At 71.4% G+C, this 14,827-nt stretch carries 13 protein-coding genes; 2 read left to right on the top strand and 11 right to left on the bottom strand.

Going from position 1 to position 14,827, the window contains the following annotated elements; translation table 11 throughout:
- Positions 1-72 precede the first annotated feature (72 nt).
- From ABYF38_RS08375 to hflX, 3 genes are all read right to left on the bottom strand, one after another.
- Positions 73-1,071, bottom strand: a complete 999-nt coding sequence (locus ABYF38_RS08375; RefSeq protein ID WP_371151929.1) for an L-lactate dehydrogenase — start codon at positions 1,069-1,071, stop codon at positions 73-75.
- A gap of 106 nt (positions 1,072-1,177) precedes the next feature.
- Complete coding sequence (locus ABYF38_RS08370; protein ID WP_371151928.1) at positions 1,178-3,187, bottom strand: ATP-dependent DNA helicase; 2,010 nt, start codon at positions 3,185-3,187, stop codon at positions 1,178-1,180.
- Positions 3,187-4,725 (bottom strand): GTPase HflX, encoded by a 1,539-nt coding sequence (gene hflX, locus ABYF38_RS08365; RefSeq protein WP_371151927.1) that lies wholly within the window; start codon positions 4,723-4,725, stop codon positions 3,187-3,189. The genes ABYF38_RS08370 and hflX overlap by 1 nt, the downstream gene beginning before the upstream one ends.
- 102 nt (positions 4,726-4,827) lie before the next feature.
- On the opposite strand from hflX, the gene ABYF38_RS08360 reads away from it, so the two are divergent.
- Complete coding sequence (locus tag ABYF38_RS08360) at positions 4,828-5,442, top strand: class I SAM-dependent methyltransferase (RefSeq protein WP_371151926.1); 615 nt, start codon at positions 4,828-4,830, stop codon at positions 5,440-5,442.
- Between the two features lie 96 nt (positions 5,443-5,538).
- Here the strand turns inward: ABYF38_RS08360 and miaA are convergent, their stop codons facing one another.
- Positions 5,539-6,495, bottom strand: coding sequence for a tRNA (adenosine(37)-N6)-dimethylallyltransferase MiaA (gene miaA / locus ABYF38_RS08355; protein WP_371151925.1), 957 nt, complete (start codon positions 6,493-6,495; stop codon positions 5,539-5,541).
- Positions 6,496-6,527: 32 nt separating this feature from the next.
- On the opposite strand from miaA, the gene ABYF38_RS08350 reads away from it, so the two are divergent.
- Positions 6,528-7,556 (top strand): hypothetical protein, encoded by a 1,029-nt coding sequence (locus ABYF38_RS08350; protein WP_371151924.1) that lies wholly within the window; start codon positions 6,528-6,530, stop codon positions 7,554-7,556.
- A gap of 28 nt (positions 7,557-7,584) precedes the next feature.
- Here ABYF38_RS08350 and miaB read toward each other — a convergent pair whose 3' ends face one another.
- The 7 genes from miaB to ABYF38_RS08315 all read right to left on the bottom strand — a co-directional run bounded on the left by miaB (position 7,585) and on the right by ABYF38_RS08315 (position 14,327).
- The gene (gene miaB / locus ABYF38_RS08345; protein ID WP_371151923.1) at positions 7,585-9,102 is read right to left on the bottom strand and encodes a tRNA (N6-isopentenyl adenosine(37)-C2)-methylthiotransferase MiaB; all 1,518 of its coding nucleotides are present in this window, start codon (positions 9,100-9,102) and stop codon (positions 7,585-7,587) included.
- Positions 9,099-9,635, bottom strand: coding sequence for a CinA family protein (locus ABYF38_RS08340; RefSeq protein WP_371151922.1), 537 nt, complete (start codon positions 9,633-9,635; stop codon positions 9,099-9,101). The genes miaB and ABYF38_RS08340 overlap by 4 nt, the downstream gene beginning before the upstream one ends.
- Positions 9,625-10,404 (bottom strand): regulatory protein RecX, encoded by a 780-nt coding sequence (locus ABYF38_RS08335; protein WP_371151921.1) that lies wholly within the window; start codon positions 10,402-10,404, stop codon positions 9,625-9,627. Before ABYF38_RS08335 ends, ABYF38_RS08340 begins: the two co-directional genes overlap by 11 nt.
- Positions 10,404-11,573, bottom strand: coding sequence for a recombinase RecA (gene recA / locus ABYF38_RS08330; RefSeq protein ID WP_371151920.1), 1,170 nt, complete (start codon positions 11,571-11,573; stop codon positions 10,404-10,406). The genes ABYF38_RS08335 and recA overlap by 1 nt, the downstream gene beginning before the upstream one ends.
- 179 nt (positions 11,574-11,752) lie before the next feature.
- Positions 11,753-12,217, bottom strand: a complete 465-nt coding sequence (locus ABYF38_RS08325) for a MarR family winged helix-turn-helix transcriptional regulator (RefSeq protein ID WP_371151919.1) — start codon at positions 12,215-12,217, stop codon at positions 11,753-11,755.
- Positions 12,214-13,032, bottom strand: a complete 819-nt coding sequence (locus ABYF38_RS08320; protein WP_371151918.1) for a CE1759 family FMN reductase — start codon at positions 13,030-13,032, stop codon at positions 12,214-12,216. Before ABYF38_RS08320 ends, ABYF38_RS08325 begins: the two co-directional genes overlap by 4 nt.
- Positions 13,029-14,327 (bottom strand): LLM class flavin-dependent oxidoreductase, encoded by a 1,299-nt coding sequence (locus ABYF38_RS08315; RefSeq protein ID WP_371151917.1) that lies wholly within the window; start codon positions 14,325-14,327, stop codon positions 13,029-13,031. The genes ABYF38_RS08320 and ABYF38_RS08315 overlap by 4 nt, the downstream gene beginning before the upstream one ends.
- Between the last annotated feature and the right edge of the window lie 500 nt (positions 14,328-14,827).

Raw genomic sequence — 14,827 nt, 5'->3', positions numbered from 1 at the left:
CACAGGTTCCAACTAAGTGTGGGGCTGCCGGTGATCCACCGGCAGCCCCACACTCAACCCGTTTCGCGCAGCCTAGAAGCCCAGCGAACGGGCCACCTCGCGCAGCTGGAGCGCGGAGGCGGTCAGGGCGTCGCGCTCGATCATGGTGATCGGCGGGGCCAGGACCTTGCCGGCACCCTCGCGGGAGACGATGGTGGGCACGGCCATGCACACGTCGCTGATGCCGTTCCAGTCGTCCAGCAGCGTAGAGACCGTCAGCACCCGGTTCTCGCCGCGCAGCACGGCCTCGATGATCTTGGTGACCGCCAGGCCCACGGCGTAGTTGGTGGCACCCTTGCCCTCGATGATGCGGTAGGCGGACTGCACCACGTCCACGCGGATGCGCTCGCGCAGGTCGTGGTCAAAGCGGCCGCCGTTCGGCAGCTCCCACTGCAGCAGCGGCACGTTGCCGATCTCGGCGGTGGACCACAGTGGCACCTCGGAGTCGCCATGCTCACCGGCGATGTAGGCGTGGATGTTCTGCACCGCGATGCCCGTCTCCAGGGAGACCAGGTAGCGCAGGCGGGAGGTGTCCAGCACCGTGCCGGAGCCGAACATGCGCATCGGGTCCAGGCCGGTGATCTTCAGGGAAGCGTAGGTGACCACGTCGACCGGGTTGGTGACCAGGATGTAGACGGCGTTGGGGGCAACCTCCACCAGCGGCGGGAGGATCTTCTTCATCAGGTCCACGGTGGAGCCGGCCAGCTCCAGGCGGGTCTGGCCGGGGTTCTGCTTGGCGCCGGCGGTGACAACCACGACGTCGGCGTCGCGCACGGACTCGATGTCGTCAGAGCCGTACACCTTGTTCATGGGGGTGAACTGGATACCGTGGGCGATGTCGAGGGCCTCCGCCTCCACCTTCGCCTTGTTGATGTCGTACAGCACCACCTCGCGCGCCACGCCGCGGATGACTGCGGCGTAGGCCAGGGTGGAGCCGACAGCACCGGCACCAATGATCGCTAGCTTTGTGGGACGAGCCTCACCACGGGTCGGGTACAGGGATTGAGCGGCGTTTTCGGGGGCCATTGTCATTTTCGACTCCTAACAGGTGATGACCCTTACAACATTAATCGCCGCCCGGGGCTCGACAAGGGACGTTAGTTGGCAGCGAAATGATCAACTGCGCAGTTTTGATTCATTAACGGGTTGACGGATCCGTTCCAGCCAATCGGCCGAGCGCGCCGAGTACCACCCCCAGGTCGGTGGTGGGCCAGAAGTCCGGGAGGGAGGCGCGCAGGAAGGCGCCGTAGCCCTTGGTGGCCAGGCGGGAGTCCAGCACGGCCACCACGCCCCGGTCGGTGGAACGTCGTACCAGGCGGCCGGCTCCCTGCGCCAACAGCAGGGCGGCGTGGGGCAGGGAGACGGCGGCGAAATCGCTGCGGCGCTGCGCCTTGGCCAGGTCACCCAGCGCCTCGATCACGGGGTCGGTGGGGCGAGGGAAGGGGATTCGGTCAATCACCACCAGGCGGCAGGCGGGGCCCGGCACGTCCACGCCCTGCCACAACGAGAGCGTGCCCACCAGGCAGGATTCCTCCTCCGTCTTGAAGCGCTCGATGAGGGTGGGCAGCTGATCCTCGCCCTGGCAGTAGACGGGGTAGTCCACGTGTTCGCGCAGGAAGGCCGCAGCGTCCTCGGCCGCCTTGCGGGAGGTGAACAGGCCAAGCATGCCGCCGCCGCTGGCGCGCACCAGCTGCACCATCTCCTCGCTCGCCGCCAGCGCAGTGCCGTCCCGGGTGGGGGCGGGCAGGTGGCGGGCCACGTAGATGATGCCCTGCTTGCGGTAGTCGAACGGGGAGCCGACGTCCAGTCCCTCCCACGGCTCGCTCGCCAGGTTGAGGCCCAGGCGGTGGGCCACCGCGTCGAAGGTGCCGCCCAGGGAGAGGGTGGCTGAGGTGAGGACGGCGGCGCGGCCCTCCAGGAGGTGGTTGGCGACGTCGGCGGCCACCTCGATCGGCGAGATGACTAGCTGCGGCGGGTCCTCGCCCCGGCGGGGCCGCTCCACGTAGGCCACGTCGCGTCCCGCGCTCACGCTGTCCGACGTCGCCCGCTCGGCCACGTCGATTAGTTCGGTGAGCGAAGTGGCGGCCAGTTGGAGGGCGGCGGCCCGGTCCGGGCTGGCCTGGTTGGGCTTGTCGATACCGGCCAGGACGGTGCGCGCGGCTGCCGCCACCTGGGTCAGGGCCAGGGCGAGCACCTGGTCCGGCCCGTCGATCAGGCGCCCGTCCGGCACCTCCATTAGCGCTGCGGCCAGCAGGCCGGCGGCGTCCTCCAGCGGGGAGACGACGGCCTTGGCCTGCCTGCGCGCGGTGGAGGCCACGCGGGTGACGGCGCTGGCGGAGAGGGCGACCGTGTTTTGGGAGCGCACGCGTCCCTCCAGCTCGTGGGCCTCGTCCACCACGAGCGCGGAGAACTCCGGTAGCACGCGAGGATTGCCGGAGGCGGCCACGCCCAGCATGGCGTGGTTGGTGATGATCACGTCAGCCTCGAAGGCCTGGGCGCGCGCTCGCTCCGCAAAGCAGTCGGTGCGCACGGGGCAGGCGGTCTTCAGGCAGCGCGCGGTGTCGGTGGAGACCTGCGCCCACGCGCGCTCGCTCACGCCCGGCACCAGGTCGTCGCGGTCGCCGGTGGCGCTGGTGGCGGCCCAGTCGCGGGCGCGCAGTACCTGCTCGCCCAGCTCCGTGGTGGCGCCACCAAAGGCCTCGCTGACCGCGTAGCCCTCCCCCACGTCCAGCAGGGTGGCCTCGCTCGGGTAGCCTCCGCCCAGTTTGTGCAGGCAGGCGTAGTTCTGCCAGCCCTTGAGCACGGCCACCTTGGGTTGCAGGCCGGTGGTCTCCTCCACCGCCTGCGCCACGCGCGGGGCGTCGGAGAGCAGGATCTGGCGTTGCAGGGCCAGGGTGGCGGTGGAGACCACGGCCTTCTCGCCGCTTCGCGCGGCGTGCGTCATCACCGGGGCAAGGTAGCCCAGGGACTTGCCGGTGCCCGTGCCTGCCTGCACCACCAGGTGCGCGGAGCGGGCCAGGGCGTCTACCACCGCGCTGGCCATTTGTATCTGCCCCGCGCGCTCGGTGCCGCCCAGCTCGGCCACGGCGGTGGACAAGACTCGCAGGACCAGCTCTTCCTGGGTGGGTCCGGCGTCGTCCTGGCTCATCAGACCGAGCGGGTCAGCCGCTTCAGGCTCGGCGCCTTCTCCCAGCCGCTGGCCGGCACGGCGTGCCAGGTGCCGTCCACGCAGGCGTCGCGCAGCGCCACCGCCAGGGCGGCGTCCACCTGCGCCACCACGCGAGTGCCGGTGGCCAGGTGCTCCTCGTGCTCCAGCTCCCCGGTGTCGTGGACTCGCGCCACCAGGTCGCCCCGGTGGTAGGGCACCACGGCGTCGATGTGGACGCCGGGACGCGGCAGCTGGCGGGCGATCTCCTCTCGCAGCTCCTCCATGCCCTGGCCCGTGTAGGCGGAGACGGCCACGGCCTGCGGGTAGCGGGTGCGCAGGGCGATCAGGTCCTCCGCGCTGGCCAGGTCGGCCTTGTTCAGCACGATCAGCTCGGGCACGTCGCTGCCCCCCGGGATCGTCTCGATCACCTCCCGCACCGCCTCGATCTGGCCCACCGGGTCCGGGTGGGCTGCGTCCACCACGTGCAGCAGCAGGTCGGCCATCGCCACCTCCTCCAGCGTGGAGCGGAAGGCCTCTACCAGCTCGTGGGGCAGGTTGCGCACGAACCCAACGGTGTCCGCCAGCGTGTACTGGCGCCCGTCGGGCGTCTGGGCGCGGCGCACGGTGGGGTCCAGGGTGGCGAACAGGGCGTCGTGCACCATGACGCCGGCGTCGGTGAGCTGGTTGAGCAGGGAGGACTTGCCTGCGTTGGTGTAGCCGGCAATGGCGACGGCGGGGACGTGCCCGCGTTGGCGTTCCAGGCGCTGGGTCTGGCGGGCCGGCGCCATGGCGGCGATCTCTCGCTTCAGCTTGGCCATGCGCGTGCGGATGCGGCGCCGGTCCAGTTCGATCTTGGTCTCACCGGGGCCGCGCGAACCGATGCCCGCACCGGCCGCCACGCGACCACCGGCCTGGCGAGACATGGACTCACCCCAACCGCGCAGGCGCGGCAGCAGGTACTCCAGCTGCGCCAGCTCCACCTGGGCCTTGCCCTCGCGGCTCTTGGCGTGCTGGGCAAAGATGTCCAGGATCAGGGCGGTGCGGTCCACCACCTTGACCTTGACCACGTCCTCCAGGCCACGCCGCTGGGACGGGGAGAGCTCGGAGTCCACGATCACGGTGTCCGCGCCGCTGGCGGCCACGATCTCGGCCAGCTCCGCCGCCTTGCCTCGCCCCAGGTAGGTGGCCGGGTCCGGGGTGGCCCGCCGCTGCAGCAGGCCGTCGAGCACCTGGGAGCCGGCGGTCTCCGCCAGGGCAGCCAGTTCTCGCAGCGAGACCTCCGCCATCTCCGCGTTGCCGGTGGACCACAGGCCCACCAGCACCACCTTTTCCAGGCGGATCTGGCGGTACTCGACCTCTGAGATGTCCTCCAGCTCGGTGGACAGGGAGGGCACGCGCCGCAGCCGCTCGCGCTCCTCGCGTTCCAGCGCGCCCGCAGCGCTCTCCTGCACGCCCTCGGTGGAGGCGAGCGCGGTGCCCGCGCGCGCCAGGATGCGAGCTATGACGTCTTCTTCGGGGGCGGTGGGAGTGGGGTGCAAGGGCTTCCTCTAAACGGAACGGACGGGGTTTCCATTCTTCCACCCAGCCCGCCACTTCGGTAATCGCCGGGCCGTGTCCGTGGGCACGCTAATGTGGCTGGCGTGAGCCACTACTTCGACGCAGCGCCGGTAAGCGAGCGCCGCGAGCAGCGCACCGTGTCCATCCAGGGCCGCGACTTCGCGGTCACCACGGCCGGTGGTGTGTTCAGCACCGCCCGCCTGGACCCGGGCACCGCCGTCCTACTTGACCACGTCCCTCCGCCCCCGAGTACGGGGGTGTTGGCCGACGTCGGCTGCGGCTGGGGGCCGATCACGCTTGCCCTGGCGAGCGCCGCCCCGGGGGCGAGCGTGGTGGCCGCCGACGTCAACGCCCTGGCCCGCGAGCTGACCGCAGCGAACTGCGCTGCGGCCGGGCTGGGGAACGTGGAGACCCTGGGCCAGGACGCCCCGGCGGTGCTGCGAGGGCGCGGCGTGCAGCTGGCCGGCCTGTGGTCCAACCCGCCCATCCGCATCGGCAAGGCCGCCCTGCACGAGCTGCTGCTGGACTGGCTGGTCCTGCTTGCCCCCGACGCGAAGGCGCACCTGGTGGTGGGCAAGAACCTGGGGGCCGACTCCCTGCAGCGCTGGCTGACCGAGCAGGGCTTTGCCACCGAGCGCATCGCCTCCTCCAAGGGTTTTCGGGTGCTGGAGGTCGCCGCCCGCGCGGCGACGGGCTGAGGCGCTGGCCTGGCCTGGCCCGCTTGAGGCTGAGTGGGCGGCGGCCCACCTCGGCCTCAGGCGCCTGCCGCTAGCCGTCTATCGCGGTGCCTGCTCCTACTGACCGGCGCCTGCGGCCTGCTTGAGCAGGGCGTCGAGCTGGCGGGCGCAGGCCATCGGGTCCACGCCGCCCTCCCAGGGCAGCAGCTGGATGCGCGGGTCGCGGCGGAACCACTTGAGCTGCTTGCGGGCCAGCTGGCGGGTGGCCAGGGCGACGGCGTCGATGGCCTCCCGCTGCGTCATCCGCCCGGCGATCACCTCCATGGCCTGCGCGTAGCCGGTGGCCCGCGACGCGGTGGGGGCGCTGGCCAGGCCCTGGCGCATGAGCTCGCGCGTCTCCTCCACCAGCCCGGCTGCGAACATGGCGTCCGTGCGCCGCTCGATGCGGTGGTCCAGTTCGGCGCGCGGCACGTCGATCTGGAACTGGTAGGTGGGTTCGTGGTGGTAGGTGTGGGCCGGCAGGGCGGCGCTGAAGGGCCGCCCGGTCAGCTCGATCACCTCCAGGGCGCGCACCACGCGGCGCACGTTGGCCGGCTCGATCTGGGCGGCGGCCACCGGGTCGGCCTCGGCCAGGCGGCGGTGCAGGCCGCGCGGGCCCAACACGTCGGCCTCGGCCTCCAGCCTGGCGCGCACGGCCGGGTCGGTGCCGGGAAAGTCCAGTTCGTCCAGCAGGGCGCGGATGTAGAGCCCGGAGCCGCCCACCACCACGGGCAGTGCACCCTCGGCGCGGATGGCGGCAACGTCGGCCCTGGCGTGGCGCTGGTAGGCGGCAACGGAGGCCTCCTGGGCGAGGTCAAGCACGTCGATCTGCCGGTGGGTGATGCCTCGCCGCTCGCGCAACGAAAGCTTGGCGGTGCCCACGTCCATGCCGCGGTAGAGCTGCATGGCGTCGGCGCCCACCACCTGCGCCAGCTGCGGCGCCTTGACCTGGCGCAGCTCGGCCAGCGCCTCGATGACGTCCAGGGCGAGGTCGCTCTTGCCGCTTGCGGTGGGGCCGACGAATGCGATGATCACGCCAACAGCCTATGGCCTTTTAGGCTGGTGTCATGCACAATCCCTCCGCTTCCCCGCTGCCCAGCCTGCCCGCCGCCCTTGACCGCCTGGGCTTGGACTGGTTCCTTGACAGTTTCGGCAACTACGGCGTGGTGCTCCCGGGTGCCAGCGTGCGTTTTCACCGCGTTGACCTGGACGGGGTGGAAACGTTGCAGGCGCGGGCGGCGTGGGGGCGGCGCGCCAGCCTGGACCACCTGGAGAAGCTGCACGCCGTGCTGGCGACCTTGAACTTCGAGCGGCCCTTCCCCAAGGCCTACGCGCGAGTGTTGGACGACGGCGCCGTCGCCGTGGTGTGGGAGTCTCTGCTGGCCGGCCTGCCCGCCACGGCGGCGGAGGTGGAGACCTTCGTGGGCGCCTTCGTCTCCCGCACCGTCTCCCAGCTGCGCAAGCTGGACGCGCTGCTGCCCGATCCGCTGGGCGGCGTGCCGGTGACCGATGGGGCGCTGCTGGCTGACCCGGCGGCCGATTCGAGCGCTCCGGCCCTGGCACCGGCCCCCTTGCCCGCGCTGGTGAACGACGCTGCCGCCCGGCCGGGTGAGGACGGCGGCCGCCCGGAGGCCCGCGCCGTGGAGGGGGCAGACGCTGCCTTCCAGGCGGGCGGCGAGGCGGGCTTGGACGCGCGAGCGGGCGCGGACGCGGTGGACCTGCCCGTGCTGGCCGACCTGCTGCGCGCTCAGGGGCTGGGCGTGACCGAGTACCCTGGCGCGCTGGAGGTGGCGGTGGGCCAGGTAAGCGTGCGGGTGGAGGCCTACCCGGAGGTGGCGCGCGTGTGCACCGCCCTGGACGCGAGCGACTGGCTGGAGGTGGCCCCGGCGGTGGTCAACGACTGGAACCAGCACATGCTGGCCCCGGCCGCCGGGATGGACGCCCTGGGCGGGGGCAGCGAGGTGAGCGTGGAGCTCGTGTTCGACGCAGCCAGCGGTGTCACGGACTGCGCCGCGCGCCTGGCGTGGGCGCTCCACGCCGTGGCCCGCGGCGCCACCGCCCTGGAGCACTACGGCCTGGAGTCGGCCGGCGCCTAGCTAGGGAAGCACCTAGCTGGGCAAGCACCTAGCTGGGCCGGCGCATGAGGGGGATGCCCAGGCTGACCGGCGCGGTGTCCTTCTCCAGGCAGGGCTCGGCCTGCTCGGCCTCCCAGGCGTCGCCGCCCCGGGAGCGGCGCACCTCAAAGAGTCCACCGCTCAGGGCAGCGTCGGCCACCAGGTGGTGCGGGGCGCCGCGCGTGATCGTGGTGGTGACGAAGTCACCCGGGCGGGGCCGCTCGCTGGCCGGCATGTCCGGCGGCAGGCTCAGGTGCACCAGCCGGTTGTCGGGGGCGCGCCCGGAGATGCGGGCGGTGGCGTCGTCCTTGCGGCCCTCGCCCTCGGCCACCAGGATCTCCACGGTGCGGCCGGCCTGCGCGGCGTTCTCCTCGGCGGAGATGCGCTCTTGCAGGTTGACCAGGCGCTGGTAGCGGTCGGCCATCACGTCGGCCGGCAGCTGGCCCTCCAGGTCCGCCGCCGGCGTGTTGGGGCGCGGGCTGTACTGGAAGGTGAAGGCGCTGGAGAAGCGGGAGGCCTCCACCACCTCCAGGGTGCGCTGGAAGTCCTCCTCGGTTTCTCCCGGGAAGCCCACGATGATGTCGGTGGTGATCGCGGCGTGCGGCAGGCGCTCGCGCACCTGGGACAGGATGTCCAGGAAGCGGGCCGAGCGGTAGGAGCGGCGCATGGCGCGCAGGATCCGGTCCGAGCCGGACTGCAGCGGCATGTGCAGGGAGGGCATCACGTTCGGCGTCTCGGCCATCGCGTCGATCACGTCCGTGGTGAAGGCGGCCGGGTGCGGGGAGGTGAAGCGCACCCGCTCCAGCCCCTCGATCTGGCCACAGGCGCGCAACAGCTTGGCGAAGGCACCCCGGTCACCGAAGGAGACGCCGTAGGAGTTGACGTTCTGGCCTAGCAGGGTCACCTCCACCACGCCCTGGGAGACCAGCGCCTCGACCTCTGCCAGCACGTCGCCGGGGCGGCGGTCGCGCTCCTTGCCGCGCAACTGGGGCACGATGCAGAAGGTGCAGGTGTTGTTGCAGCCCACGGAGATGGACACCCAGCCGGAGAAGGCGGAGTCGCGTCGCGTGGGCAGCGTGGAGGGGAAGACCTTGAGGGATTCCTCGATCTCCACGGCGGCCCGGTGGTTGTGGCGGGCCCGCTCGAGCAGGGTGGGTAGCACGTCGATGTTGTGGGTGCCGAAGACGACGTCCACCCACGGCGCCTTGTCCAGCAGCGTGCCGCGCAGCTGCTGGGCCAGGCAGCCACCGACGGCGATCTGCATGCCGGGCCGCTCCCGCTTGACGGCGGCCAGCTGCCCCAGGTTGCCGTAGAGGCGGGTGGCGGCGTTCTCCCGCACGGAGCACGTGTTGATGACCACGACGTCGGCGCCACCGTCGCCTGCGGCGGTGGCGCGCGCTGCGGCCTCTGGGACTTCCTCGACCGGGACCATGCCGGCCTCGAATAGCAGGCCGGCCATGCGCTCGGAGTCGTGGACGTTCATCTGGCACCCGAGGGTGCGGACGTGGTAGGTGCGTGGAGTGCTCATCGCGGCAAGCATATGAGCGCGCCGGCGCGCTCCAGCACCAGGGCGCTAACCCGTTCGCGCACCTCGTTTCTGTCCCCCTCGACGGCGAAGGCCTCCACCCGGGTTTCGTCAGGCAGGGTGTTGCCAAAATGCAGCGCGATGAAACCGGTGCCGGGCGCGTGCCCGTCGTGGGGGCCCGGGCCGGCCACGCCGGTGGTGGCCAGGGCCACGTCGGCGGCAAAGACGCGGGCAGCTCCCCGCGCCATCTGCGCGGCCACCTCCGGGTGTACCGGACCGTGCCGCTCCAGCAGGGCGGGCTCCACCCCGAGCAGGCTGGCCTTGGTGTCCGTGGCGTAGGTGACCGCGGCGCCGCGCAGCGTGCCGGAGGCTCCGGCCACGCTGGCGATGCTGGCGCTGACCAGCCCGCCGGTGAGGGACTCTGCGGTGGCCACGCTCAGCCCGCGTGCCAGCAGCGCGGCCACGAGCCGCGCGGCGGCCCGGTCCAGCGCGCCGCCCGCAGCGGGGCGCTGCGGGGTTGCCTTCTCACTGGTCATCTGCGCGGTCCCATTCCTCGGCCAGCGCGGCGCGGGCTGCGCTCAGCGCTACCTCACTGTTGTACCCCTTGCGCCCCAGGTGCGCCACGATGCGGCGCAGCCGCACGGGGTAGTCCAGGCGGGCGGTGGCGCGGGCCTTGGCCCGCGCCAGCCCGAGCGCCGTGGCACGCTCGTCGTCCTCGCTGAGCTGATCCAGCGCCGCCGCAGCATCTTGGCGATCTATGCCCTTGCGGGCCAGCTCCACCGCGATGGCTTTGCGCGCCAGGCCCTTTTCCTGGGCACGGGTGCGCACCAGGGCCGCCGCGTAGGCGGCGTCGTCGATCAGACCCACCTCGGTGAGGCGGTCCAGCACGCTCTCCACTGCGGGCTGGGCAAATCCCTTGCGCCCTAGGCTCTGGGTGAGCTGCTGGCGCGTGCGGGCGCAGACGGTCAGGGACTTCAGCGCCGCCTCGCGGGCCAGGTCCACCTGCTGCTCCAGGGGCAGTTCCCCCACCGGGGTTTGCGTCCCGTCGGCCGCGGTGCCCGTGGTCTTGGCCCGCCCGCCCGTGGTCTTGGCCCGCCCACGCGGGGGCGGGGCCGCCTTGCCGGCGGCCCCCAGCCCGTCTGTGCCCAGTTGCACCAGGCCGCTGCGCAGCAGTTCCTCTAGCGAGGCGGGGGCGCCGCCGGGCTCCCGCCCGGCTCTCTCGCGCCCGGCTCTCTCCCGCCCGGCGCGCCTCGGAGCGGGCTTCCCGCTCCCCGGCTTCCCCGCCTCGTTCGGGTCGGGGCGCACTAGAAGCCTCCGGCGTCCTCGCTGTTGCGGGCGGCCTTGCCGCGCGCGGCCCCGGCCTTCCCGCGCACTCCGGCCACGGCCTTGGCGGCCGCTGCGGCTGCGGCGTCGGCCTCCCCGGAGCCCCCGGCGGCCTGGGCTTCGGCGGCCGCCTTGGCGGCCCGGCCGGCCTCCCCGACTCCCAGGTGGGCCAGGATCTTCTGCTCGATCTCGTTGGCGAGCTCCGGGTTGTCCTTGAGGAAGTTGCGCACGTTCTCCTTGCCCTGCCCCAGCTGGTCGCCTTCGTAGGTGAACCAGGAGCCGGACTTGCGCACCACCCCGGTCTCGACGCCCAGGTCGATCAGGCCGCCCTCGCGGGAGATGCCCTGGCCGTAGAGGATGTCGAACTCGGCCTGCTTGAAGGGCGGGGCCATCTTGTTCTTCACGATCTTGGCGCGGGTGCGGTTACCGATGGGTTCGCCGCCCTCCTTGAGGGTCTCGATGCGGCGCACGTCGATGCGCACGGAGGCGTAGAACTTCAGTGCCTTTCCACCGGTGGTGGTTTCGGGGGAACCGAAGAACACGCCGATCTTCTCGCGGAGCTGGTTGATGAAGATGGCGGTGGTGCCGGAGGCGGAGAGCGCGCCGGTGATCTTGCGCAGGGCCTGGCTCATGAGGCGGGCCTGCAGGCCGACGTGGGAGTCGCCCATCTCGCCCTCGATTTCGGCCTTGGGCACCAGGGCGGCCACGGAGTCGATGACGATGATGTCCAGGCCGCCGGAGCGGATCAGCATGTCCGCGATCTCGAGGGCCTGCTCGCCGGTGTCGGGCTGGCTGACCAGCAGGTTGTCCACGTCCACGCCCAGCTTGCGGGCGTACTCGGGGTCCAGGGCGTGCTCGGCGTCAATGAAGGCGGCGTTGCCGCCGGCGCGCTGGGCGGAGGCCACCGCGTGCAGGGCGACGGTGGTCTTACCGGAGGACTCGGGCCCGTAGATCTCCACGATGCGCCCGCGCGGCAGGCCGCCGGTTCCCAGGGCGACGTCGAGGGCGACGGACCCGGTGGGGATCACGGCCACGGGCGGGCGGGAGTCGTCTCCCAGGCGCATTACTGAGCCCTTGCCGAACTGCTTGTCGATCTGGCTGAGCGCCAGTTCCAGTGCCTTGGCACGGTCGGTGCCACCAATTTGCGCCATGGGGTTTCTCCTTGTGAGTCTCGGGCAGAACTGGCCTTTGCCGTCAGGCCCTCTCCGGGCCCGCGGTAGCGAGACTATGCGCGGCCACCAACATTTACTCCAGCCCCCTGCGCACGGTGCGCGAGCAGTGGGCCGGAGCCTCGCCTGAGCACACCCTAGCCGAACAGTTGTTCGATCGCCTACTCGGCCTCGGTTCGGCGTGTCGCCTGCTCCAGGCGCCCGGCGAGCCGCGTGAAGATGGCGTCCATGGCGGCCACCTCTTCCTCGGTGAGTTCTTCCATCACGAGCTCGCAGACGTCTTCGAGGTGCGGCCCGGCTGCCTCGCGGAACAGCTGGCGACCGGCCTCGGTGAGCTGGACGGCGGCGGCCCGACGGTCGTTCGGGTCGGCTTGGCGCTCCACCAGGCCGCGAGTTTCCAGCCCGCTAACCGCGTACGTCAGGCGGGAGGGCGCGAAGGCGATGCGCTGCGCGATGGTGCCCATACGCAGCGGCTCTCCTGCCTCGTAGAGCACCAGGAGGATGTTGTAGTCGCCGCTGGAGAGACCAGAACGCGTGCGCAGTCTGTATTCGAGCACGCCGGTTACGCGGGCCGAATACTCGTAGTACGCACGCCATGCCCGCAGGCGCTGTTTTCTTAGTCTCATTGATTGACCTGGGCTAACAATTCCTCGAAGGGGGTGAAGGTGGCGAGCTGATCGCCGCGCACACTAGCTTTCCAGGCGGCGGCGGTTTGCGCCTGCTGGACGGGGGTAGTATCGACCACATCCGCGCCGCTCTCCGCCTCGTCGGTGGCCGACGTTCCGCCCGCCGCCCCCACACCGTGGGCCATGGCCCCGCCCACCGCGCTTTGAGCAGGGGACGACGTTCCGCCAGCCTCCCGGCCAGCCACGCCGCCCTCTGGCCCGCCCTGGGGTTGCGGGGCCTTGGCCGCGACCGCAGCGGCGAGCTGGCGGGCCGCGCGGCGCACGCGCCGCCCCAGCCCGCCTTCCTCGTCTCCGCTGGAGTCCGCGGCGGTGACGCCCCAGTCCTCTGCGGCGGCGTAGATCCCGGCGGGTACTACCTCCGCGCGCAGGTAGGTCAGCAGGGGACGCAGGGAGTGGTCCACGGCCAGGGCGTGGCGGGTGCTGCCGCCGGTGGCGGCGGCGATGACCGGCACGCCGGCCAGGGCACCCTCCGGCAGCAGGTCCAGGAACAGCTTGAGCAGGCCGGAGTAGGAGGACTGGTAGATCGGGGTGACCACGACGGCAGCGTCGGCCATTCCCACCGCCTCGTAGGCGCGTTCCAGGGTCGGCGTGGCAAATCCCACCAGCAGGGAGTCGGCTAGGTCGCGGGCTAGGGGGCGCAGCTGGATGTGGGTGCGTTGCCAGTGCGCGGGCAGGTGGCTCCACAATTCGCGGGCCAGGCGGGTGGAGGAGCCGGACTCGGAGAGCGAGGCGTCGATCACGACCAGGCGCGTCATTGGTTGTTACCCTCCCCCGCCAGCAGGTCGTCCACGCGGCGCAGCGCGGCCTCCTCGGAGGCGGCCTGCGGGTAGAACGAGGAGCCGGTGGCGGTGTCCTGGCTGGAGCGCACGCGGGGCCCGAAGTGGTCCGCACCCGCCTCCAGTACGCCGAACTGGCCAGTGGAGCCACCGGCGGCGCTGAGCTCGACCGCCTCGGGACCGTCCGACTGCCCGCTTGCCGCCTGGGCGGCCACGCGGGCGGCGTGGGTGGGGGCGGCCGGCACACCAGGGGCGCGGCGCGCATCGAACTCCGCGCGCAGCGTGGGCAGGATCTCGCCCAGAAAGTCCAGCTGCTCCAGCACGGTGGCCAGGGGCAGGCCGGCGTGGTCGATCAGGAAGAGCTGGCGCTGGTAGTCGCCCACCACGTCGCGGAAGGACAGGGTGCGGTCGATGACCTCCTGCGGGCTGCCCACGGTGAGCGGGGTCTGGGATGAGAACTCCTCCAGGCTGGGGCCGTGCCCGTAGACCGGGGCGTTGTCGAAGTAGGGGCGGAACTGGCGCACGGCGTCCTGGGAGCGGCGGGCCATGAACACCTGGCCGCCCAGCCCGACGATTGCCTGCTCCTTGGTGCCGTGCCCGTAGTGGGCGAAGCGGGTGCGGTAGAGCTCCACCATGCGCGCGGTGTGGTGGGCGGGCCAGAAGATGTTGTTGTGGAAGAAGCCGTCCCCGTAGTAGGCGGCCTGCTCCGCGATCTCCGGGCTGCGGATGGAGCCGTGCCACACGAAGGGCGCTACTCCGTCCAGCGGCCGGGGCGTGGCGGTGAAGCCGTGCAGCGGGGTCCTGAAGCGCCCCTCCCAGTCCACCACGTCCTCGTCCCACAGGCGCCGCAGCAGCGCGTAGTTCTCTACCGCCAGCTGGATGCCGTTGCGGATGTCCTGGCCGAACCAGGGGTAGACGGGCCCGGTGTTGCCGCGCCCGAGCATCAGGTCCACGCGCCCGTCAGCCAGGTGCTGCAGGGTGGCGTAGTCCTCCGCGATCTTCACCGGGTCGTTGGTGGTGATCAGGGTGGTGGAGGTAGACAGCACGATGCGCTTGGTCTGGGCGGCGATGAATCCCAGGGAGGTGGTGGGCGAGGAGACCATGAAGGGCGGGTTGTGGTGCTCACCCTGGGCAAAGACGTCCAGCCCCACCTCCTCCGCGTGGACGGCGATGCGCACCAACGCCTTGAGGCGGTCGTGCTCGGTGGGGGCCACGCCGGTGGTGGGATCCACGGTCAGGTCCCCTACGGACATAACGCCGAATTGCATGTTCATGGCGACCTCCAGGTCGGGACGGGAGTTGAACTGCCGACAGTCTTTCAAATTTGAACTATCGACGCAAGGGGTAGCCTCCCCCGCCCTAGCGGCGCCTGTTGACCGCGCCCCGGTGGGCCCACTTCGCGTCGGGCCGCTCTAGCGCGTCACACAGGGCGTGCCACACCTCCAGCGGCTCCGCCCCCGCTGGTCGAGTTGATCACCGGACGGGCACAAACATACCTCGGGGCCAAATTACCTCCCCATCCGCCACCGATGGCGACCACAGAGTTGCACTTCGTGGGCCGACCCCAAAACCAGCCAGGCGCGTGCGCCTATCCCCCATGCGCTCAGCCTGTAATGCCGCACACCAACCACTCCGCGCTGGATACCGAGAAGATTCCCAAGCCACTATCGAGCCCAGCATTTCCGGCTCTTCACAGGTGGAGGTGGGGGCGGTGGTGGGCGCTGGCGCATTGCCCCCGAGCGCACAAGCGTGCGGTCGTATGTACCCCGTTGCA

The sequence above is a fragment of the Buchananella sp. 14KM1171 genome (assembly GCF_041380365.1).
Lineage (GTDB): Bacteria > Actinomycetota > Actinomycetes > Actinomycetales > Actinomycetaceae > Buchananella > Buchananella felis.
This window is presented reverse-complemented; position numbering and strand designations above follow the sequence as displayed.

Bases quoted from the DNA above. Each gene is read 5' to 3' on its own strand.
- ABYF38_RS08370 (WP_371151928.1), bottom strand. From the start codon at position 3,187: ATGAGCCAGGACGACGCCGGACCCACCCAGGAAGAGCTGGTCCTGCGA.
- recA (WP_371151920.1), bottom strand. From the start codon at position 11,573: ATGGCGCAAATTGGTGGCACCGACCGTGCCAAGGCACTGGAACTGGCG.
- ABYF38_RS08315 (WP_371151917.1), bottom strand. From the start codon at position 14,327: ATGAACATGCAATTCGGCGTTATGTCCGTAGGGGACCTGACCGTGGAT.
- ABYF38_RS08325 (WP_371151919.1), bottom strand. From the start codon at position 12,217: ATGAGACTAAGAAAACAGCGCCTGCGGGCATGGCGTGCGTACTACGAG.
- ABYF38_RS08350 (WP_371151924.1), top strand. From the start codon at position 6,528: ATGCACAATCCCTCCGCTTCCCCGCTGCCCAGCCTGCCCGCCGCCCTT.
- ABYF38_RS08340 (WP_371151922.1), bottom strand. From the start codon at position 9,635: ATGACCAGTGAGAAGGCAACCCCGCAGCGCCCCGCTGCGGGCGGCGCG.
- ABYF38_RS08375 (WP_371151929.1), bottom strand. From the start codon at position 1,071: ATGACAATGGCCCCCGAAAACGCCGCTCAATCCCTGTACCCGACCCGT.
- miaB (WP_371151923.1), bottom strand. From the start codon at position 9,102: ATGAGCACTCCACGCACCTACCACGTCCGCACCCTCGGGTGCCAGATG.
- ABYF38_RS08320 (WP_371151918.1), bottom strand. From the start codon at position 13,032: ATGACGCGCCTGGTCGTGATCGACGCCTCGCTCTCCGAGTCCGGCTCC.